The following is a 21,211-nucleotide window of genomic DNA, read 5'->3' on the forward strand; positions in this document are numbered from 1 at the left end:
GGTTCAAACCGGGTCTGCAGCTTGTTGCCGTTGGAAAACATACCCAGAGACACCGCCGACCACGACCCAGAACAAGGCTGTTGTTACCAGGGAAACAACAGCGAATTGGGCTGCCATTGCCGGAGGAACGTTACCGCCGAATTCAGCAGGATGTGGAGCACCAATTGCATGTGGGGCTATGATAAAGACAATTCCTAACACACGAAAAGCCCAGGCTTCCTTAAAAATAATCAGAGCCAAACCAATGGCTGAGCAACCGACGGTCAAGAACCACCACGCCTGTCGAGATTCAACTCCCGCAGCCTCTACTCCAGGGAGTTCCGGAGGCAATCCGATCGCAGGCAATAAGGAGAAGACCAAGAAGCCACTTAGCCCCCACAAAATGCCGGTTTTGTAGTCAACTTCTCTGCCGCGCAAGACAATTCCTGCACAAAGCAACAAAGCAAAACCAACGCCTGTGATAATATTGGACCCTACTGTAAACAATCTACGCTCGAGCCCATCGTCGGGACCCCAGGCTTCTGCATCATGATGGCCATCGCCAGCAGCCGCACCCCCTCCATGAGAGTGCTCACTTGCTGTATCGGCAGCTGTCGCAGCCCCGGCGGCTTGCACAGAAGCAACTTCAGGTTCTTCGACAGCCTCATATTCTTCGGCTTGAAGAATCAGAGGTTCAACCTTAACCATCTGAGCGAAAGAAACGAACACGCCGCCAATAAGACCAGCGATGATCGCAGCAAACAATACCCGATGTATCATCTGAACTCTATCCTATCCTATGCTCTGCCCGTTAATGGCAAGGAAAGGTAAAGGCGTGACGTGTGTCATGTGCCGCATTATGGATTTCCATAGGCTGGGCAAAACCTACGCCCATAACCATAAAAAAACCAAGAACACCAGCGACGACGCCCGCTGCCATCCGTTGTTGAACACTGATATTAAGTTCTTTTGTTTGAGTTTTTGTATTAACCATCATATTCCGTCCGCGTATGATATTTAAAAAGTTTTCACGGATTTTCTCAAAACCGGTAAAAACTACGCAGTGGCAGGTCTCCTGGCTCACGGATCAACGTTTTCACAACCTTCCCAGCCCGGAATAAAACCACTCCTCGCCAGTGGACGTACGCGCGAAAACTCACCAATTACAGTTGCGGGGGCAGCCCAGGCTAAAGATCCCCTTTTGGGTAGATCCCTCCTGCGTTCCCTTTTAATCCCCGAAGCTTTGCTTCTATTCGGGGCACCATAGTCGCGCTATAACTATTAGAGCAAAATGATGAACCGTCAATTAATACCAGTTATCAAACACCCCTAAAAAAAACCTATACCAACATGACAGGCTCTCTTCGCAGACGTAGATCGACCTTATAAATTTCCGCTTTTCAACCGCATATTTTTGCCACAAATCACCCCAAAGCTTCCCTATTTCGGTCCTGATCACGCCTTGAGCTCAAGGGATACTTCCGCCCCACAGAGAGAATTCACACAGACACTTTAGGACGCTCTGGGACACCCTTGAGTTAAGACCATGGTAGGGCAACCACTATGCAGACCACCTTTTAGAAGTGTCATTCATACAAGTCCTAAAATTGGACTTCATAAGGGGACAACAGTTATGCAAAAAACCACCAAGAAATCTATACGTATGCGGGCCTTGTTACGGACAACTGCGCTTATTGGATTAATGGCCATTGCCGCCTGTTCACAAGAAGACAACGATCAAAACTACACCTCAACAGAGCTTTCGAAACAAACAAAAAACGTTGAGGCTCTTGAAAGAGAAGAAACCACAAGCAACGCCCAGAAAGAACATAAGGTTAAAAAAACTGCGGGGCTTGTTTTAGAAGATTCAATGCCTTTAAGTGCGATGCCGGCTCCATCTGTTGCGCCGGCTATTGCACCGGGATATGACAACGCCATCGCCCCCCTGCCGGAAGTTGCCCCCGAGATTGACAGGGAAAATTACCTTCACCTTGCAGATAATCCGGTTCACTTAACCCAGGAAGATCCGGTTTCGACCTTTTCTATTGATGTCGATACGGGCGGTTATTCAAACGTGCGCCGCTTCCTAGAAGATGGCGCCTTGCCGAGAGAAGACGCGGTACGCATTGAAGAGCTGGTCAATTACTTTTCCTATGACTATCCGCTGCCCGAAGATCAGGCTCAACCCTTCAAGGTTTTTACCGAAGTAGCCCCTACCCCATGGAATGCAGAAACCAAGCTGATCCATATCGGTATCAAAGCCTTTGATATCCCAGCGGAAGATCGCCCCGCCGCCAACCTGGTCTTTCTCGTCGATATCTCCGGCTCCATGCATGCCCAAAACAAACTCCCCCTCTTGAAATCTTCTCTGCGCCTGATGGTCGACAAGATGACGGAGAAAGATCGCATTTCACTGGTAACCTATGCAGGCTCCACCCGAGTGGTACTCCCGGCGACACCTGGAAATGAAAAAGCCAAAATCCGTGCGGCGATAGAAGCTCTGAGCTCGGGTGGCAGCACCAATGGCGGAGCCGGTATCAAGCTGGCCTATGCCGAAGCACAGAAAGAACTGATCGAAGGCGGGATAAATCGCATTCTTCTGGCTACCGATGGAGATGTAAACGTCGGCACCGTGGATTTTGATGCCTTAAAAGATATGGTTGAACGCAAGCGTAAAGGTGGCGTATCCCTGACAACGCTTGGCTTTGGCACCGGGAATTACAACGATCATCTGCTCGAACAACTCGCAGATGCCGGCAATGGAAATCATGCCTATATCGACGGTCTGTCCGAAGCACGCAAGGTATTGGTCGAGGAAATGTCTTCCACCCTTCTCACCGTCGCCAAGGACGTCAAAATACAAGTGGAGTTCAATCCCACGGTCGTCGCTGAATACCGTTTGATTGGCTACGAAAATCGTGTGCTCAACCGTGAAGACTTCAACAATGACAAGGTTGATGCCGGGGAAATCGGCGCCGGTCACACAGTTACCGCCCTATATGAAGTTGCCTTGGTTGGATCAGAGGGTAAACAACTTGATCCCTTGCGCTATGGCACAAAAAAAGGGAACTCTGACACTGCCCTAGAGAAAGGTTTTTCAGCGGGTGATGAATTGGCTTACGTCAAAGTCCGTTACAAAGCGCCCGATGGAGACAAAAGTAAGTTACTGGCCTACCCAATTGAAGTTGCGGAGATGAAAACCGCCAACGAAAAAACTGATGATCACTTCCGGTTTTCCGCTGCGGTAGCCGCCTTTGGTCAAATATTGAAGGGCGGAAAATATACTGGTGATATGACCATGGAAGACGTGCACAAACTCGCCCGTTCTGGTCTCGGCGAAGACCCCTTCGGATATCGCCGTGAATTCCTAGGCTTAGTAGATCTGGCCTCTTCAATGGATGTCGCGACCAGATAACACCTAATATTTAAAACCGTAAAAAACCGCTCTCTCTACAATCTCAGAGAGGGTGTTTTTTTTTTGAACAGGACCTTATTTTATAGCTGGCAGAATAAAGAATAACGTTACTCGGGAAGAGTTGAGCTTCCCTCGTTCAAGGGGCGCTGCATGATAACGCTATCCATCCAGCGCCCGAACTTGAAGCCTATCGATCTGATAATACCTGCCTGAGAAAACCCCATGTGTTCGTGAAAATCGATCGATGGTTTGTTCTCGGAATCCCCGATCACCGCGATCATTTGTCGATATCCCCGAGTTTCGCATTCAACAATCAGATCTTCCAATAGCAACCGGCCAATACCCAGACCTCGGGCATCCCTGTGCACATAGATCGAGTTTTCCACCGTATAACGATAGCCCGGGCGCGGGCGGTAGGAAGAAGCATAAGAATAACCCATCACCTCGCCGCCCTTCAAGGCGACGCGGTAAGGGAAGCCACCAGCCAGAACCGCATCACGCCTTTGGACCAGCTCCTCCACAGTCGGAGGAACTTCCTCCCAACTCGATACGCCACACAGGACTTCATCCGCATAGATTTCATGAATTCGGAGCATATCTTTATCGGACACTTCGCGAATTTGAATGTCTTTTTTAGTACTGGTCATAACCACAGGCTTCTCGTTAATCACTGCCATCTCTAGAACAAAATCCTGAACGTTTGTCATCTCACACTCCCATTGCAGTGAGGGCAAGCAGAATTACCAGGCCAACCACAGCCTGTAATGTCGCCCCACCAGCGAGTATAAACATCACCCGCCCCTCACTCTCCAAACCAAGACCATCGCGCCGTACCAACCAGTAGAAACTGTCGTTTGGTAATATCGCTACAAAAGAGCCCAGACAAATGGCGAATACAGCTGCGGAAGGCGGTAGATTTGAAGCGGCCACAATCGGTGCAGCAACGGGGGCTACCGCAGCAAAAGTTGCCATGCTTGAACCCTGTGCCAACTTAAAAATTACCGTAAGAACAAAAAGACCGATAATCCCAAGCAACCCAGCTTGTACAGGGACGAGATCCCCGACAGGCACAACCGTGGTCAGCACTGCCCCAAAAGCACTTGCAGCACCTATCACCAGAAGTAAAGACCCGGTACGCCGTACAGCGCTATCAATACATTCGCGTCGATGGGCTCGACCTATTGATAAAAGAGACCAGACTGCGGCAAAGATCAGTGCCCCTTTGGGTTGGGTTACGAAATCAATTAAAGGTGTGCTGGAAAAATCCATGAGGCCACCGATAACCAATAGACCTGCCAAGACAATAAAAGGCGCAAAGGCTATAAGCAGGTTGCTTTTTTCGCATGAGCCTGAAGAAGCTCCTTCACTAATCTCGGCTTCTTCTTTTTTTGAGGCTGTCCAAAATTTTACCCACCCCACAGCAACCGCCCAAACCGGGATCAGTAAAGCCAACCCATAAAGCATCAAAGACCCGCTCTCGACCCCAAGCCCCGTGGCAACGATCAGAGGCCCTGCGGGAAATAAAAGTTTAAATCCGGCGTAGGAACCAAAAGCCACTGAAGTCTTATGTGTGCCTGCCACAGGAGAAAGGGCCGCATAAGCAGTATCGGGACACACCATAGAAGCCGCGGCAAAAGGAGAGACAACCGTCGCCACCCCAGAAGCAGCACCCCCCGTTTTTCCGGCTGAAGTATGCCTTGTTAAAGCTGCCGCGAGGGTAAAGGAGGGCAGAAGTATTAAAGCAAATTCCCCCAGAGCGCGCCCCCAACCCGCATTAAAAATGTGCACCAACTGGTTTGCTTTCATGCCATAACTGAGACCTAAGATCAGAGTTGCTGCAACCATCCAGATCACGAGCGGCCAGCTGGGTAGAACTGAAAAGATCATATGTACCCAATTCTGATACCGACCGTTATCCTGGCCTATGCCCTGATCTTGCTGTGTGTTTATTACCCGTGACACATGCGTCTCCTTTATCAATATCTAAACTCATGATAAAGTTGCTCATAGCTTTATAAAAGCGAGATTATTAATACAATCATTATGAATTTTTCTCATGATAATAAATACCTCCCCTCCGTGAGGGCGATATCAGCGCTTGAAGCTTCCGCACGCCTGGGGAGCTTCACCGCTGCGGCACAAGAACTCAACGTGACCCAAGGAGCCGTCAGCCGACAGATACAAGAACTTGAACGTTTGCTCGGGATCGACCTTTTTATCCGCTCGGGACCAAACCTTACCCTTACAGAAACCGGAGCCGACTTTGCCGGGAGCTCGGCACGGGCCTTGGAAATTCTGAGAGAGGCGGTTAGCAAAACACAAAACCGCCAAGCTTCAACTCATGTCACTCTGTCCATGTTGCCATCCGTTGCCACGAAATGGCTGGCGCCGCGCCTGGGTCTTTTTATCAAACACCACCCGGATATTGATCTACGGATCTCTGCCACACGCAACCTGGTGAACTTTGAAACATAGAGTATCAATGCAGGTATTCGCTATGGTCGAGGAAAGTGGCCAGGGCTGGATGCGACTTTACTTGCGCGCGAGACCATTTCCCCAGTTTGTACTCCGGCCTATACGGATAAGGTGAAGCTGACTTCACCACAGGATCTAACCCGTGCGACCATATTTCATACCGATATTGAAGAAGATTGGGCCGCCTGGTTTCAGGCCGCAGGCCATCCAAAGGCTCAAATCCCGCGCGGACTTCAGTTAGGCGATGACGCCGCCACTCTACAAGCTACCATCGACGATCAAGGCATTGCTCTTGGCCGTTCCGTTCTGGTCGCTGATGACATCGCCATGGGGCGTTTGATCCATCCCTTTGACACGATCATCAATGCATCTTTCAGCTATTGGTTTGTCACCCCCACAGGATCAGATCTTTCTCCTGACCTTATGGCCGTCAAAGCCTGGATACAGTCGGAATTTGGCACAGCTGAAAATCCAGATGCGCTATAACCATTATTGGCGTTTGTGCTGTTCTTCGATAATGCGCTTGTTGAGAATACGTACATCGCCGACCATCAAAAGACGCATATCCTCAACTATGTAATCAGCCAAGGCTTTATCGGCTATTTCATCGCCATCTATATCCAGGCGAAACTCTTGCCCTTGAATACCGCCACCATTGGAAAAACCTACTTCAAAATCAAAGACAACCCGTTTGTCCATTTCTATCACCACTTCAGTTTATGCGTTTGAAATTCAGGATTTATTTGCCCGCTGTTTTCGCGCCTGCATCTTGGCTTTGTTGCCGCACCCCGCCGCCGAAGAACACCAGCGCCGCTTGCCTGGGCGGGACTTATCGACAAAAACCATCTGACATCCGGGACAGACCTTTACACGTTCGCGCAATGGACCTCCCAGTATTGCAATTGCATCCTCAGCTATCGTTGAAAGGGCCGCCGAAAAGTGAGTGTTATCAGGTAGAACCTGACGTAAATCAGCTGACAATCCCCGTCTAACAGGGGGCTGCTTTACCACTGAGTTCAAAATATTCAAATCAAACGAATGAATTTCACGTCTTTCAAGTACAGCAACACAAATATCGTGAATAGCCTCTCTCAGCATTCTTGCAATATTTAGATCCATCTCCTGAAAGTCTGTGCCCAATCCTGCTTGCCTAAACCAGTCATTTAAAGCCTGTACATCACAAAGTCGCTCAATGCTCTCTCCCTGACCTCGTCCACCAAGCGTATCAACAAAGTCGAGAGAAAGACTCCCGGCAATGAACTCAAATTGGGGTAAGGCAAGTTCTTCAGAGGTATTATTTTTCACAGCCATAGACACTACTATAACTAGTGTCTATGGCATTGCAATATCAATTACGTATAACCTTGTCTGATAATTTCTATATTTTACCCAAGTCTTTAACCTTACGGTCATCTTGCGCATTTCCTGTATTCACAGTTGTCGCGGGCTCTAGGAGTAAAACTTCACACACATCAGACATGGCAACAGGACAGTGCTCAACACCATGAGGCACAATGATGAACTCCCCTTCATTAACGACCTCGTCCCGATCTCTGAACTTCATCATCAGAGTACCTTTGTGAACAAAGAACAATTCATCTTCGACAGTATGGTAATGCCAGACAAAATCACCTTCAAATTTTGCGAGTTTAACCATCATGTTATTCACCTGGCCAGCAATACGTGGGCTCCAGGTTTCATCAAACTTACTGAAAGACTGATCAAGATTTTTTGTCGAAATGCTGGAGATGTGATTATTCACTTCAGCAACGTCTTTCAGGATAGACCGAAGCTGTGCATCCAAATCTTCTCCTTCAGCCGGATAAATACCATCCAGCGCTGCCGTGCCAATTGTAAAGCCAGCAGCCCCAGAGGTTTTAACATCATCAATACGTGTTTTCGTATCAATCGATCCCGCCATGATCACAGGTTTGTCCGTAGCGGCACTCACAGCTGCCATCAACTCTTCTACATTCCCAGGAGATCTGTAGGCCAAGAGATCCAAACCATCTACGCCTTCTCGCGACGTCAGGTCCTTTGCACTGGCAACGATTTCTTCAATGGATCCTTCCAGAATACTTGGGTGTCCAACGATATTTCCCGGGAAAGGGTAATACTGGATACCAGTTCCCTTCAGGATTGGAAGAACCGCATCAACATTGGTTCCGCCGAGAAGAATATCCACACCGATCTCAACCGCAGCCTTGGCAGAGGAGATTTCACTTTCCTTGTCCAAGGAAACCACCTCGAGGTAACTCGTGGCGCCGCCATCCTTGATTGCCTGATTTAATTCTTTCAAACGAGGAAACGGAAGACCAACATCCTTAAACCCAATATGATGTACGCCGGCTGCAAGTGCCGTTTTCAAATGTTTCTCAGCGTCGTCAACGGTCTTATCATTGCGTGTGAGCATAAATATAAATCGTAATCCCATTACGCTGTCTCCTTCATTCTTACTGTAACTAATTTTTTGGCATAACCTATAGCTGTTTCAAGACTTGCTGAATCAGCAATACCCTGACCAGCAATATCAAATGCGGTTCCGTGATCAGGGCTCGTCCTTACGAATGGCAAACCAAGGGTAATGTTCACACCTTTTTCGAGCCCCATGTATTTCACCGGGATCAACCCCTGATCGTGATATTGGGCCACGACAATATCAAACTCGCCCTTTCGGGCCTGCATGAACACGGTATCTCCCGGCCAAGGACCGGATGCGTTAATACCTTCGTTTTGTGCGGCTTTGATAGCGGGTGTAATAATTTCAATTTCTTCACGGCCAAATAATCCACCTTCGCCTGCATGGGGGTTCAAACCCGCGACGGCAACACGTGGATTTTCAAAACCAAGAGCCGTTGCTCCCTCATGGGCCAATCGAATAGCTGACATTTGAGCGTCAAAATCGGCGCCTTTAATCGCGTCCAATAAAGAACAATGAATGGTCACAAGTACCGTGCGAATTTCATCATTTCCCAGGAGCATGGCAACCCGCTCTGCACCGCCAAAGTCCGCTAATATTTCTGTGTGTCCAGGGTACTTAATACCGGCAAGGGAAAGCGCTTCTTTGTGAATTGGCGCAGTTACAATCCCACTCACTTTCCCATCAACAGCATCTCTAATGCTTTGAACTATAGCGTCATAAGCGGCTTTTCCACACTCTGGGCTCACCTTTCCATAAGCGGGCAAAGAAGTGAAATTACTTGTTGGAATGACTTCAATAACATTGGGAGCAAAATCAGCATCACCGACCTGATCGAGGGTCCGTACCGTCATACCAACCTTTGAAACCTTTATCGCGCGCGCCATGACATTGGGGCACCCGAACACAATATTTCGAGCATTGTTTGGTTGTTTATGAAGACTCGCCGCAATTATTTCAGGACCAATGCCCGATGGATCTCCCATCGTGATCGCCAGGGGTATTAAAGCATTACTCATTCGATCACTTTCGATAATTGAGTACGGGAAAAGATAAGCTGTTCAGCCGCTCTACACAGAGTATCATCAGAGCCAAATCCACCGGCTTTCATGGCAATTATAATATCCTTACCATTCGCGAGTTGGGCAACACCAACCGGAAAGCCCGGTTCAAATTCACTAATGAGCGAAAACTCATAGATGTGTAGCTCGTCGAGCAGCGTTTCCATAGTATCACCGCCAGTTGCTATTAAAGCCCCATAGTCACCGCTCTTTGCAAATCTCGTGGCCTTTTGGATGAGTTCAGATAAAATCTCGTCGGGATTTTCAACTCTTTCCTCCGGAGTAGAAAGGCAGGAAATACCTTTCACCTTTTGCACCTTCTTTGCCTGGGCTTTACTAACTGCATTTGCACTCCCAACGACAATGAGTGAATTTTCACTATGGGGTATTGGCCGTTTATCGACCTTTTCTCCGAATTGTGTGGCTGCCAAAGCAACCGCCAACCCGGGTGATCCAACCCACAATATCTCCTCCGGGTGATCAAAATCTGCAACCTGCTCATTAAGTTCGCATTGAGTATCAGCATTCAGGATCACAACGTTTTTGATCGTTGCTGGAATTAGATCAGCTATTCTCGACGTTTTCGCGGGGTGAACAGGATCACAGGCATAACTGGTTTCAGAAACAGGGACACCATCAACCAACTGAACACCGTTTCTCGTCGTCCTTCCTGCACTCGGAAATGCTGGCGCTATGACGACCTTCTTCCGGCCAGAGAATTCATAAGCAGCTTTCAATTCTACTTTGATATGTCCCCGCAAAGTGGAATCTATCGTCTTCAGAATGATAGCTGCATCAGGCATCATCTTCATGGCTTGCTTTACCGCGTAAGCAGCTTGCTTTTCGCTCATAGACCGACTGCCACAGTCAATTGAGATTACATCCGCCAACCCTTTTGACGAAGCATCTGCTCCTGACCTCCGGACACTGACTTTGAGCCCTCGCTCCAAGAATGGACCTGCGCCATCTGCGGCACTGGTGAGGTCATCGGCGATAACAGCCACAGCTGAATGTTGTGAGTTATATTTTTTCATATCGTGATAATAACAAAACAATAAAGATTGAATATCCATATGAACTGACGATTATTCGTGATATATAATCAACAATGAAACGCTCAACGATACCTTCTCTTGATGATCTCAGGGCCTTTGAAGCCGTCGCCAGGCTTGGCACCGTCAAGGCAGCCTCTGAAGAATTGGCCCTCACTCACGGTGCAGTTAGCCGCCGAATTTCCAAGCTCGCGCTAGATATAAACGCCCAGCTTTTTGAGCCCAGAGGACGTGGTATCTGCCTGACCAGAGATGGTGAGATCTTAAGCAAGGCAACCTTTGGTGCCTTTGAACAATTGTCCGATGCCCTCAGTGAAATCAAATCATCAACAGAGAATGAGCCAATCGTCCTGTCCTGCGAAAGATCCGTGGCCATGCGGTGGCTGATCCCTCGGCTCAGTAAATTTCAGGATTTACACCCCGAAGTCGATTTGCATCTTTCTGTAGGCGGCGGTACTCTTGATTTTCAACGCGACAGAATTACGCTTGCCATTCGCAGACTGGATTTTCCAATCGAACCGAGCTGGTCTGTTATCCCCTTGATGAAAGAAACCATCGGGCCAGTAATGCAGCCCGCGATGAAGGTTCACTTCATCAATCACAACTATATTGCCTTGGGGTCTAAAACCCGCCCGGAAGCTTGGGATGATTGGCTCAAAGAGCACCCCAGCACTCCGCGACCAAGAGAGACACGTTTTCAGGATCATCATTTCGGCACTTCTCCGCTTTGTTGAGTAGATTTAGGATTTCAAATAGAGCATAGATTGATTATCTGGAATGGATGATTGTCTAATTTTGAGTTTGAAGTATTCGGTATCCTTGATGCCTCTGGCTCGCTTACGGATCATTCCTATACTGACATTACCAGCCTCTATCCTGGCGCTTGTGAGCTTGTGTTTGGCGTAGTTGCAGATGCCCACACAATGTTTCCGTAGGGATTTCGCGAACTTTTTTAGATAGAGCATCTGTGACTGATCTGCTATCAGGCACCAACGTTCCAGTTGCTCCGCCATCGCCTCAAATGAAGCGGCACTCCACAGCAGCTGAAGCTGTTCTTTCAAGACGTAAAGTGCATTCAGGTTGCTATTGCTCTCCAGCAACCTTTGCAGCTTGTCACTTTGTTTTTCACTCAACTTATCCGCATTTTTGAGCAACAGATAATGTGTCCCTTTCATCAACTCTTTACCACTTGGATCGGCCTTTCTGAACTCAAGTCGACGCTGATTATGGATAGCTTTGCTGTAGTTTTTCATGACGTGGAAACGGTCAAATACTATGTCGGCCAACGGCAAGGACTCTCTGACAGCCTTTTGGTAGGCAGGCCCCATATCCATCGCTACGGCCTTTATTTTGCAGGCTGTATCTGGTTGCAGTTGTTTCAAAAACCTTGAAAAAACCTCGGCAGTTCGGCCTGCTTCAACCCAGATCAGATGACCGCCAACCATATCGTAGACCACCGTCATGTAGTCATGACCTTTCGCCCGGGCAACTTCATCTACACCAATATATTCCAAGCCAGTTAGCTCTGCAGGATCAAGCGTAGGGAGAGTTTCAATAAGGTATGCCCTGTCGATATTCTTGACCGTTTCCCATCGTATATCCAAATGTCTGGAAACCGCTTGAATAGACATATGCCGACATAATCCACTGATCAGTCGGCAAAATCGGTGAGTGAAACGGCACCCTTTATCAACAAAATCACACCCCTCAATGCGGCGTTCGCCCTTGTTAATATAAACCTGCGCCAGCTCAATCTCGACCACACAAGGATACCCAAAAAGGGGGATGTCGTTTACTTGTCGGCGGACATGCTGGTTGATGCTTCCCTTCTGGCCTGTAGCAGGGTCTATAGCCCTCCTACGCGCGTCTCGGCTGCAGTGAATGACAATCTTAACACCGCCGTCATCCAGTTTAATTTCATTTACACGTTGCCCTTTGAGGCCTAAAATATGCTGCGAGATGTTGATTGTCATATACCTGCTCTATGTAAAGTTATCAGAAACCATACATATCAACAGGTTACTTGGCGGTCGGCATCTTTTTCTACTCAACAAAGCGGAGAAGAGCCATCATTTCCTTATGATTGAGGGCGCAGCAAATGGCTTAGGTGTAGCCCTTTGTCCTTATGTCTTGGCAATGGACGACATTAAAAGAGGAAGGCTTATTGCGCCCGTGGGTTTTTCTGAAGATGGTAGCGAGTACGGCTTGATACATCCCACTGACCTACCAGTGACAAATCATGTAGAACTCGTGAAAAGCTGGTTATCAGAGATCTCGGTCGAAAGAGAATAATAATCTTATATTGAGGGGCAGTTCCCCAGAACGATTAATATCCTCGAGAGGTTTCAGACCACGGTTTGAGTTTGCCCTGCAGCCTTGATGGCTACAACTTTTACCGCTTCTGAGATCTGTTCAGCAGTATCCACATTAACCATGGCACGGGTAATGCTCAGACCACCGATCAGCACAGCCAACATTGACCACGCACGGGCGATACGGTTCTCTTCAGATGTTCCCGCAAGTCCTTCAGCCATTAGCGCAACGATTTTTACCATTTTCTTCTCATAGGTGAGCTTCAAATCATCGTTAGAGCGAACGACCTCGGGCGTTAAGCTTGTCATAGCACATCCACAGGCTTGATCGTCACGATGCGGCTTTCCAAGGTAATAATCGGCAAAAGCCTGAACCCAGCCATTACCATGAGTGGACTGAAAGATCGGAACACCTTCGATAACCTCATCCAGACCACCAATAACGGCGGAAGTAAAAGCACCATCCTTGGATCCAAAATGAGCATAGAAGGCCCCAGAAGTTACCCCGGCTTCCTTGGCAATGCCATCGACACCAATACCAGCATACCCATGACTGCGAAAACTCCGCCCGGCGGCAGCAAGCATGCGCTGATGGGTTTGTTCTCTTTTAGTCAACTTTTCGGTCATTCGCTCAGTTCCAACCTGATCATCTTCATGAGCTCCAAACTCACAAATCACCTAAATATATAGAGATCGTTATATATTTAATATGCTATAGCAATCGCTATATTTCAAGATAATGTTTAAGGGGTAGTGTTGAAAATTAATGAAAAAAAAATTGAAGCAAGAAGAGTTAAAACTTATGGGTTGAGTTCCGTGTTGTGCCCAAGTTCCTGTAAATAACGATCATAAATCATTTCATATTCACCACTGTCTTTAACGTCCTGTAGCGCCTTGTTAAATTCGCGACAGAGCTCATAGTTCCAAAACCCCATACGGCTGAACACGACGGGTAAAATATCATGGATTTTGAAATCCTTGGCGTCAGCAGAACTTCCTTGGGTATTCTTGATACTGTGCAAGAAAATAAATAGGTCACCGACACTAACATCAACACGATTGTCATTTAATGCCTGAGCCTGCAACCTGGGTTCAGATGCTTCTGAATAATTACTGTCACCTACAACCTCAGAAAATTCAGGACCAAAAAAATCCTTCGCTCCCTGAAAGGCGATTATTTTCTGTCCTTCGAGATCTTGAACACTTTCAATTGTGATGTTGGAGGATTTCCGGGTTACCGCGACATCCCGAAACCTGAATATTGGATCGGATCGGCAGCCATCAATTTCTACTGTATCAAAAAGATTAGAAACCGCATCAACCCTGCCGTTTTTGAAGTCCTGCCACAAACGATTGTTAGGCCGACCAAAGATAAACTTCGGTTCGTGATCAGGTAACCTGTCAAAAACTGCAATGATAAGATCGGTGAAAATACCTGTGTTGTCGTCCCCTATATAATACGGCTCAAAATTCCCCATGCCGATGGTCACTTCTTTGGCTGCTGCCGAAAGAGAAAAGAACATTAGGCAAGCACCAAGAAAGGCAGAGACCTTCAGAGACAATAATTTTGTGCCCATACGACTACACCCTAGGTAGATATTTCATATCTATATTAAAGCATTTACGTTTCATTTGATATGAGTATCGCAACAACCATCAGATCATAGAGACAACAAGCTCATCTCCTCCTATTGACGTCGCTTCTTTTCACAAGCCTCGAGATAGTCAATACAGCGGTAAGTTAAGCTTTCTCTGGGGGCATTCGGTGGCCAGATCGCATAAACGGGCAGGCTTTCTACCTTCCAATCAGGCAACAGTTCGATCATCTGTCCATTTTCGATCTCCTGAGTTACCAGATAGGTGGGCGGCGTAATAATACCCAGTCCAGCTTTGGACATCTGGACAACGGCGTGGATATTGTCCAAAACCAGCTGAGGTTCGTAGTTTATTCGCACAGATTTACCAGCCTGATTGGTCAGCAGCTTGTCATTTGGGCGCATCCGCAGGCCAATAAAATCCCATGATTTTAAATCGCTCGGCTGATCTGGTTTGGGATGTTTGGCACAATAGCTTGGAGAAGCAACCATCACTCTTTCGAGGTCGGTTAGTTTTTTTGACTTCAACGTGCTGTCTTGTACGGTTCCAACCCGGATTGCGAGATCGATGCCCTCACGTATGACGTCTAATTGATGGTCACTAAAATTAATGGTGAGGTCGACTTTTGGGTGGGCTTGGGCAAAGGCCGCGAGATCATCGACCATAGGTCCCTGGATAAACCCTGCTGGAAAAGTGATGGTTAGCTTCCCCGTTGGTTCACTCGCGCGTTTTGCTATCGCGTCAAAGCCACTTTCAGCTGAAGACAACATTTCCTTGGCATAGTGAAACAGCTTTTCACCGTCATGGGTTAAGGACAAACGCCGTGTAGAGCGATAGAGCAGCGCGACCCCAAGTTTGTCTTCCAGTTGGGAGACGTGATGACTAACCACGGATGGTGAGAGATCAAGCTCTCTTGAGGCCGCCCGAAAGGAACCGGCCTCAACCGTCTTTGAAAAAACCGCCATCGCACGGAGTTCGTCAATCATTAGGTAAATTTTCCAAACAGTATAAATCAATTACCTCAGATTATCACAGTTTAAAGAGAAGGCTATAATTCATTCACTGTGAAGTTAAAGCCAATGGCAGAGCCTCAGAGCACTTGATATGCACGCTTGATAAGGACAAAGACTGTGGACAGTTCTATCGAAATCTTACCCCAACCCCAAGACACCAATGAGATCACCCCTTCCCAAGAAATCACGACCACCCATAAGTGTGTCATTGTGATCGATCAGGAACTGCCGTTGGGTTTTATCGCCAATTCTGCCGCCGTACTTTCACTTTCCATAGGCAAGCGCCACCCAGAAATGATCGGATCCGATATACCAGATCACGTCGGCGATCTCCACGGAGGAATTACAATCCTCCCAGTTCCAATCCTCAAAGGAACGGCTTCTTCGCTTCAGACTTTGCGCGAAGCTTTAAAACCCCATGAACCCGGCTTAACAGTTATCGACCTGATCTCCGCCACCCGAACGACACAAAATTACGCTGAGTATTCAGAAGAGATGAAATCGACCTCCCCTGATCAACTGATCTACTCCGGTATAGCCCTTTACGGCAGTAAAAAACTGGTCAACAAGTTCACCGGAAACCTGGGCCTTTTACGGTAAGATCATATTAAGCCGATAGGGCCATCCGGTCTTCGCGCGGTGTCGAACCAAAACAGCCGCGATACACCCGTGAGAAATGGGAAAAGGACGAAAATCCACAGGCGACAGCCACTTCGCTTACCGGAAGGGCAGTCTGGCGCAGGAGTGACCGTGCTCTTTTAAGCCGTAAACGTTTGTAATAACGTTTAGGACTGCAGCTAAGGTGATAAGAAAACAACCTTTCAATCTGGCGCTTGGAACTTCCACTCTCAACGGCAATTTCTTCCGCCGTCAGGGGAAATTCTAAATTTTCTTCCATAATTCGAACGGCTTCAGCTAGCTTTCCTGACATCTTTTGCAGGGTGAGGTTGCGCTGCCGCATAGGAATTGAGGTTCCGCACCGCACATCATAATTAAATGCCTCGGCAACTTGTCCCGTAACCTCAGTTCCACATTGATGCTCTATCACATTGAGTATCATATCGAGACAAGCGGCTCGCCCTGTACAGGTTATACGTTTTCGATCCCAGGTGAAGAGTGCGTCACGAATTTCCACAGATGGAAAAAGCTCTTGAAAAGAGTCACGATATGCTTGGGAAACGGTACATTGATACCCGTCCAGAAGATTGGCATTTGCCAGCTCATAACAAGCACCTCCTACGGCCCCGAGATAAACGCCATGCCGATCAAGACGTTTGAGCCAGTTTGAAAAGCTTACCAGATTTCCCGTATCAACACCCCACTCACCAAAGACAAGGGCCAAGTCGATGGCCTCATCTTCCCCAACCTTCATTTGCGGTTGCAAGACAAATCCATCTTCGAGATCGATAGGTTCGCCATAAAGGGTAGCAATCCGCCAATGAAAAGCGGCATAGCCAGACACTGCATTTGCTGCCTTTAATGCCTGTATTGCTAAGCTAACCTCAAGAGAACTTGTTCCAGGCAAGACAATCAGGGCAACACGACGCAACTCACGCTGAAGCGAGACATCCTTTGCCTTGAGCTCTGAACTATACACTTTTAACTGCATACTCTCTCTCCTGAGCTTCGTGATTTTTTTGTGGAGCTGTGCTTCTGTGGCACTCATTTATTCTTCTCATTAGCGATCATTGATTTTGAAGAACAGATGGGCATCGGGCAATTGACTCTTTTTCACCTGTTGATCAATTTTTTTCACCATTTAACAACTGTACTTAGATCCGAATTTTCTCACCCTTTGGGTCATAAGCCGCCCCCTTGACCAACTTGGCTCGACTACGTTGATCAAACGCCTGAACCTCAAATTCTTCCTTTTCAAGCAGTTCAACGGGCAAATAAGCCAAGACCAAAGATTTCCCGATTGAATAAGCAAAATTTCCGCTCGTCGTCTGGGCAACAACTTGCCCATCGCAATAAACTGCTTCACCGCCATAGACGTGAAGAGGATCATCTAAAAGCAAGGTCACCATGCGTTGTGTGACCCCTTGCTCTCTGATCTCGCTTAAGGCTTCGCGACCAAGAAAATCACCTTTTTTCCAATCGATTAGAAAGTTCAATCCTGCTTCAAAAGGGTTATAGTCAGAATTTATATCTGCTCCCCATGCCAGGTAACGCTTTTCCAGGCGCAAACTGTCGATGGCACGATAGCCCATATTAATCAGGCCTTCTCCCTGTCCAGCTTTCATCAAAGTTTCGTATGCGTATTCGAGATATTCGGTTGGAATATAAAGTTCCCATCCCAGCTCGCCCACATAGGTTACGCGGTAAGCCAGCGCCGGTGCGTAACCGATACGTATATCTTTGGTGCTCATGAAAGAGAACTCAGAGTGTGAGATGTCTTCATCGCACACTTTCTCAAGAATCTTACGGGCCTTTGGTCCCTGTAAATTAAGCACACCAATGGACGATGTTATGTCCCGTAGAATAACGTCCTGTGGTGACAAGCCCTTTTCCTGACGCTTGGCAAACATCCCCAAGCCGACTTGCAGCCAAGTTTTATCCCGCACGCCCAAAGCTGATCCTGTGATTATCCAGAAACAATCCTCGGCGCGTCGAATAATAGTAACATCGGCTTCTATGCCGCCTTTCGCGTTACACAGTTGGCTATAGACAGCCCCGCCAACGGGTTTGTCCACATTGGCTACAGCGATGTACTGCAAAAAGGCGCAAGCACGAGGGCCCGAGATTTCAAACTTGGTAAATGACGTCTGATCCACCAGCACGGCATTTTCTCTGGCAGCTTTGTGCTCCCGCCCAACGGTTTTTGCCTGCCCTGGTCGACCAAAGCCAAATCTATCTTCCTGTGGCACATCATCGTACGCAAACCAATTGGCGCGTTCCCAACCAAACTTAGAACCAAAAACAGCACCTTCTTGTTTAAGCCTGCTGTATAATGGTGACCTGCGCGCACCACGAGCGGTTTCAAGCTCTTCCCCCGGCCAATGGATATCATAATATTTACTGTAACTTTCCACTGCACGGTCATGCAGGAATTTTTGCCCCGACTGCAAGGGCCCGAAACGCCGGATGTCAAATGCCCAAAGATCGAGACCGGGATCACCGTTCAGGATCCAGCTTGCCACAGCTTTACCAACGCCTCCCGAAGCTGCAATCCCCGATGTAAAGGAACAGGCGGCAAAGAAGTTGTCCACCCCGGGAACCGGACCTATCACAGGCTCGCCATCAGGGGAGATCGGGATTGGTCCATTGACGATGGTCCGCACTCCCAATTCATTGAGGATCGGCAGCCGATGTAGAGCCGGGCCAAAAATTTCTTCCAGACGGTCCATATTTGGGTCAAAGAGATGCCGTTCACAATGCCATGGGAAACCTTCTCTAGGATTGACCTTATCCGTGCTTTGCTCCCAGCCCCCAATCGCGAGAGCTCCGGGCTCTGGCTTGGCATAAAAACCGCCATCGGGATCACGAAAACAAGGAATGCCATCGGGTATTTCCGGGGTCTTTTCGGTCACAAAATATTGGTGTTGGACCACGCCGGCGGGCAACTCAACACCTGCCATATGCCCTACTTGCCGAGCCCATAACCCGGCGGCATTGACCACAGTATCGACCTCTACGGTGCCATGATCGGTCACCACATGGGTAATACGTTCACTATCTCCCACAGTTTCGCGGACAAGTTCTTTGACCATTACACCTTCGATTACCCGTCCACCCTTTTGCCGTATTCCCTTGGCATAGGCCTGAGTGAGACTATAGGGATCAACATGGCCATCCTCGGGAATAAAGGCAGCGCCGACGAGATCATCGACTTCCATCAGAGGATAAAGATCTTTTGCTTCGCTTGGGGAAATAACATCCATCTCAAAGCCCACCGCACGGGCCGCGGAGTGAGATTTTAGCAACTCTTGCCAACGGTCCTGAGAGGAAGCAATGCGAATTGACCCCACCTTGCGCCACCCGGTTTCCTGCCCTGTTTCTTCCGCCAAGGTATCAAAGAGGGTCACGGAATCCCGCATCAGGCTCATCAGATTTTGCTGGGATCTGAACTGACCAACCAAACCGGCCGCATGCCAGGTGGCGCCTTCGGTTAACCTGGATTTTTCGAGTAATACCACATCAGTTTCCCCCGCCTTGGCGAGGTGATAGGCAATTGAGGTTCCGATGGCACCCCCGCCAATGACCACAATTTTAGCTGATGTTGGAAAAGCCTTACGCATCGAACATTCCTATAGTTTCCTGAAAAGTCAGGCGTTAAGTCGTATTTATTTGAGAGGGACAGAGCGGTGTTTTTGCCTACGCCGCAGTGCTCTTTGCCCGACGATTGACCCTGCGGCCCCGGCTTATCTTATCGCCACCGATGTCAAGCTCCGCCCATCCCTCCGGCAAAGAAGAATCTCCGGCAACCATCCCGGCGAACTCTGCGCGAATACGCGCATCAGTCTCGGTATCAAAGGCCGCAACATTCGGCTTGGAAAGTATTTCTCTGGCTTTGTTCATGGCCCGCTGATGTATCGTTGAGGAGCCTTCGGTTTCCCATGTTTCCCGCAACTTTCGGTCAGCCAATTCCGGCATGAAGGTGGTGGTGGTCATATTGTCCAGGGTCATTGGCAGACCCGCAAACAACGCACCCGGACCGACCTCTTTGACGTCATCGAGGGCAATTTCTTCATCGGAAAAAGCAAACCCAGTGCGGACACGTTTAACCATGCCGGCGATTTCGTTGTCGATGAGAAGTTGGCCAAAATCGAAGGTCATCAAGGCATCTTGTAACCCGCCCATAACTATGAAATTCACACCGGAAAGCGCCCCTATCAAAGGAGACATCCCCTTCTCAAAGCCAGCCTGGGCGTCTGCGACCTTGGAGTTTGTCAGCCCGAGATATCCACCCGCCGGGACGTTGTAAAAACGAGCCATCTGACAAACCAGCGAATTCATCATGCCCACTTCAATGGCACCGGGCGCATAGGCCCCATCGCGCAGGTCAGCAAAAACCGGGAGGAAGTTATAGATCTGTTCAGTTCCAGCCTTGGACATCTGGGCCAGACACGCCGTTGCCAACCACTCAGCATTAATCAGAGTTAGCATGCCAGGTAATGACTGGGGTGTATTGATTCCGCCCATAGGCGCAATTGTCCCATAAGCCGTCACCCCGTTTTCAGCAAAGAACATAAGGTTCTCTGTGCTGTCATAATCCATGGTGAGGGGAGTGACGATGGAACAATAGCCAAAATTGATAAAGGGCCGCTCCCAAAAAGCTTCGGGTGAACCTGCAATCAGTTCGCCCAATCTCAGGATCTGTTTGGCCTCGTCCACAGTCCAAACAGAGGTGCGAATGGGTTTTAGGCAATTCTTCAGCGCCGGATAAAACCGGGACAGGCTGATCTGGTCTTTGGGCGCATCGTCCGCCAGGGTCGAGATCGAAAAGACCTCAATGTTATCTGCTTCGTTTACCACATGAGCAATACGGGCAATGTCGTCCGAGGTTGCCCGACGGGTTATACCAGTGACAGGATCAACAATATCCGGAGCTGAACTAGCCGTTGCGACCACTGGTAACTTACGCGGGAACGTCACATCATTTTTCGGATCCCGACCGCGCAGCGTAATTGTTGGCGGCACCATCGCGCGATATTTTTCGACCACATCCCGGGGAATGCGTACCATTTCGGTTTCATGATCGACGATCGCGCCATGTTCGGCAAAGCGATAGCGCGCCTTTTCATTACGCACCAACAAACCGACTTCTTCTAGGATCTCTAGCGATGATTCGTGGACACGACGAACCTCACTATCATCAAGAAAGGAAAAATACTGCACCCAGGCCTCCAGAAAGATATTTATTTTCCTGAATGGTAAGCCTTAGTTTCG

22 protein-coding genes and 1 riboswitch are annotated in these 21,211 nt (G+C 48.4%); of the genes, 6 read left to right on the forward strand and 16 right to left on the reverse strand.

Annotated features, from left to right (window positions below):
- Nucleotides 1–3 precede the first annotated feature (3 nt).
- Nucleotides 4–759, reverse strand: coding sequence for a CbtA family protein (locus ACOGW3_RS25305; RefSeq protein ID WP_419905464.1), 756 nt, complete (start codon nt 757–759; stop codon nt 4–6).
- 31 nt (nt 760–790) lie between these two features.
- Entirely contained in the window at nt 791–1,063 is a 273-nt protein-coding gene (locus ACOGW3_RS25310) for a CbtB domain-containing protein (RefSeq protein WP_419905465.1), read from the reverse strand.
- Nucleotides 1,027–1,260, reverse strand: a riboswitch (cobalamin riboswitch). Its footprint overlaps the gene before it by 37 nt.
- Before the next feature lie 352 nt (nt 1,261–1,612).
- Between ACOGW3_RS25310 and ACOGW3_RS25315 the strand changes: the two genes are divergently transcribed.
- Complete coding sequence (locus ACOGW3_RS25315; RefSeq protein ID WP_419905466.1) at nt 1,613–3,394, forward strand: vWA domain-containing protein; 1,782 nt, start codon at nt 1,613–1,615, stop codon at nt 3,392–3,394.
- Between the two features lie 107 nt (nt 3,395–3,501).
- Here ACOGW3_RS25315 and ACOGW3_RS25320 read toward each other — a convergent pair whose 3' ends face one another.
- Both ACOGW3_RS25320 and ACOGW3_RS25325 read right to left on the reverse strand, forming a co-directional pair.
- Nucleotides 3,502–4,101: an N-acetyltransferase family protein gene (locus ACOGW3_RS25320; protein ID WP_419905467.1), complete on the reverse strand. Its 600-nt coding sequence runs from the start codon at nt 4,099–4,101 to the stop codon at nt 3,502–3,504.
- A gap of 1 nt (nt 4,102) precedes the next feature.
- On the reverse strand, nt 4,103–5,356 hold the full coding sequence (locus tag ACOGW3_RS25325; RefSeq protein ID WP_419905468.1) for a hypothetical protein: 1,254 nt from the start codon (nt 5,354–5,356) through the stop codon (nt 4,103–4,105).
- A gap of 81 nt (nt 5,357–5,437) precedes the next feature.
- Here ACOGW3_RS25325 and ACOGW3_RS25330 point away from each other — a divergent pair, with 81 nt between their 5' ends.
- Nucleotides 5,438–5,869: a LysR family transcriptional regulator gene (locus ACOGW3_RS25330; protein WP_419905469.1), complete on the forward strand. Its 432-nt coding sequence runs from the start codon at nt 5,438–5,440 to the stop codon at nt 5,867–5,869.
- A 15-nt stretch (nt 5,870–5,884) separates the two neighbouring features.
- Nucleotides 5,885–6,355 carry a LysR substrate-binding domain-containing protein gene (locus ACOGW3_RS25335; protein WP_419905992.1) on the forward strand — a complete coding sequence of 157 codons (471 nt, stop codon included), beginning with the start codon at nt 5,885–5,887 and terminating at the stop codon, nt 6,353–6,355.
- 3 nt (nt 6,356–6,358) lie between these two features.
- Here the strand turns inward: ACOGW3_RS25335 and ACOGW3_RS25340 are convergent, their stop codons facing one another.
- The 5 genes from ACOGW3_RS25340 to ACOGW3_RS25360 form a co-directional block, all read right to left on the reverse strand.
- On the reverse strand, nt 6,359–6,568 hold the full coding sequence (locus ACOGW3_RS25340) for a cyclase (RefSeq protein WP_419905470.1): 210 nt from the start codon (nt 6,566–6,568) through the stop codon (nt 6,359–6,361).
- A gap of 33 nt (nt 6,569–6,601) precedes the next feature.
- Nucleotides 6,602–7,174: a CGNR zinc finger domain-containing protein gene (locus ACOGW3_RS25345; protein ID WP_419905471.1), complete on the reverse strand. Its 573-nt coding sequence runs from the start codon at nt 7,172–7,174 to the stop codon at nt 6,602–6,604.
- A 73-nt stretch (nt 7,175–7,247) separates the two neighbouring features.
- The gene (locus ACOGW3_RS25350; protein ID WP_419905472.1) at nt 7,248–8,303 is read right to left on the reverse strand and encodes a cupin domain-containing protein; all 1,056 of its coding nucleotides are present in this window, start codon (nt 8,301–8,303) and stop codon (nt 7,248–7,250) included.
- Complete coding sequence (gene pdxA / locus ACOGW3_RS25355) at nt 8,303–9,307, reverse strand: 4-hydroxythreonine-4-phosphate dehydrogenase PdxA (RefSeq protein ID WP_419905473.1); 1,005 nt, start codon at nt 9,305–9,307, stop codon at nt 8,303–8,305. Before pdxA ends, ACOGW3_RS25350 begins: the two co-directional genes overlap by 1 nt.
- Nucleotides 9,304–10,422, reverse strand: coding sequence for a four-carbon acid sugar kinase family protein (locus tag ACOGW3_RS25360; protein ID WP_419905474.1), 1,119 nt, complete (start codon nt 10,420–10,422; stop codon nt 9,304–9,306). Before ACOGW3_RS25360 ends, pdxA begins: the two co-directional genes overlap by 4 nt.
- Before the next feature lie 35 nt (nt 10,423–10,457).
- Between ACOGW3_RS25360 and ACOGW3_RS25365 the strand changes: the two genes are divergently transcribed.
- Nucleotides 10,458–11,135 (forward strand): LysR family transcriptional regulator, encoded by a 678-nt coding sequence (locus tag ACOGW3_RS25365; protein WP_419905475.1) that lies wholly within the window; start codon nt 10,458–10,460, stop codon nt 11,133–11,135.
- A gap of 6 nt (nt 11,136–11,141) precedes the next feature.
- Here ACOGW3_RS25365 and ACOGW3_RS25370 read toward each other — a convergent pair whose 3' ends face one another.
- Nucleotides 11,142–12,374 (reverse strand): ISL3 family transposase, encoded by a 1,233-nt coding sequence (locus ACOGW3_RS25370; protein ID WP_419901077.1) that lies wholly within the window; start codon nt 12,372–12,374, stop codon nt 11,142–11,144.
- On the opposite strand from ACOGW3_RS25370, the gene ACOGW3_RS25375 reads away from it, so the two are divergent.
- Nucleotides 12,361–12,693: a LysR substrate-binding domain-containing protein gene (locus ACOGW3_RS25375; protein WP_419905476.1), complete on the forward strand. Its 333-nt coding sequence runs from the start codon at nt 12,361–12,363 to the stop codon at nt 12,691–12,693. The two genes, ACOGW3_RS25370 and ACOGW3_RS25375, sit on opposite strands and share 14 nt — an antisense overlap.
- Before the next feature lie 53 nt (nt 12,694–12,746).
- Here the strand turns inward: ACOGW3_RS25375 and ACOGW3_RS25380 are convergent, their stop codons facing one another.
- The 3 genes from ACOGW3_RS25380 to ACOGW3_RS25390 all read right to left on the reverse strand — a co-directional run bounded on the left by ACOGW3_RS25380 (nt 12,747) and on the right by ACOGW3_RS25390 (nt 15,295).
- Nucleotides 12,747–13,340 (reverse strand): TetR/AcrR family transcriptional regulator, encoded by a 594-nt coding sequence (locus tag ACOGW3_RS25380; RefSeq protein WP_419905477.1) that lies wholly within the window; start codon nt 13,338–13,340, stop codon nt 12,747–12,749.
- Nucleotides 13,341–13,513: 173 nt separating this feature from the next.
- Nucleotides 13,514–14,290, reverse strand: a complete 777-nt coding sequence (locus ACOGW3_RS25385; protein ID WP_419905478.1) for a substrate-binding periplasmic protein — start codon at nt 14,288–14,290, stop codon at nt 13,514–13,516.
- Between the two features lie 111 nt (nt 14,291–14,401).
- On the reverse strand, nt 14,402–15,295 hold the full coding sequence (locus tag ACOGW3_RS25390; protein ID WP_419905479.1) for a LysR family transcriptional regulator: 894 nt from the start codon (nt 15,293–15,295) through the stop codon (nt 14,402–14,404).
- A gap of 144 nt (nt 15,296–15,439) precedes the next feature.
- On the opposite strand from ACOGW3_RS25390, the gene ACOGW3_RS25395 reads away from it, so the two are divergent.
- Nucleotides 15,440–15,922 carry a DUF2000 domain-containing protein gene (locus ACOGW3_RS25395; RefSeq protein ID WP_419905480.1) on the forward strand — a complete coding sequence of 161 codons (483 nt, stop codon included), beginning with the start codon at nt 15,440–15,442 and terminating at the stop codon, nt 15,920–15,922.
- A 7-nt stretch (nt 15,923–15,929) separates the two neighbouring features.
- Here the strand turns inward: ACOGW3_RS25395 and ACOGW3_RS25400 are convergent, their stop codons facing one another.
- The 3 genes from ACOGW3_RS25400 to ACOGW3_RS25410 form a co-directional block, all read right to left on the reverse strand.
- Nucleotides 15,930–16,931: a GlxA family transcriptional regulator gene (locus ACOGW3_RS25400; RefSeq protein ID WP_419905481.1), complete on the reverse strand. Its 1,002-nt coding sequence runs from the start codon at nt 16,929–16,931 to the stop codon at nt 15,930–15,932.
- 163 nt (nt 16,932–17,094) lie between these two features.
- The gene (locus ACOGW3_RS25405; protein WP_419905482.1) at nt 17,095–19,560 is read right to left on the reverse strand and encodes a GcvT family protein; all 2,466 of its coding nucleotides are present in this window, start codon (nt 19,558–19,560) and stop codon (nt 17,095–17,097) included.
- Between the two features lie 76 nt (nt 19,561–19,636).
- Complete coding sequence (locus tag ACOGW3_RS25410) at nt 19,637–21,160, reverse strand: trimethylamine methyltransferase family protein (RefSeq protein WP_419905483.1); 1,524 nt, start codon at nt 21,158–21,160, stop codon at nt 19,637–19,639.
- Nucleotides 21,161–21,211: the final 51 nt, after the last annotated feature.

Origin of the sequence: Kiloniella sp. (genome assembly GCF_965205715.1) — a bacterium.
GTDB lineage: Bacteria > Pseudomonadota > Alphaproteobacteria > Kiloniellales > Kiloniellaceae > Kiloniella.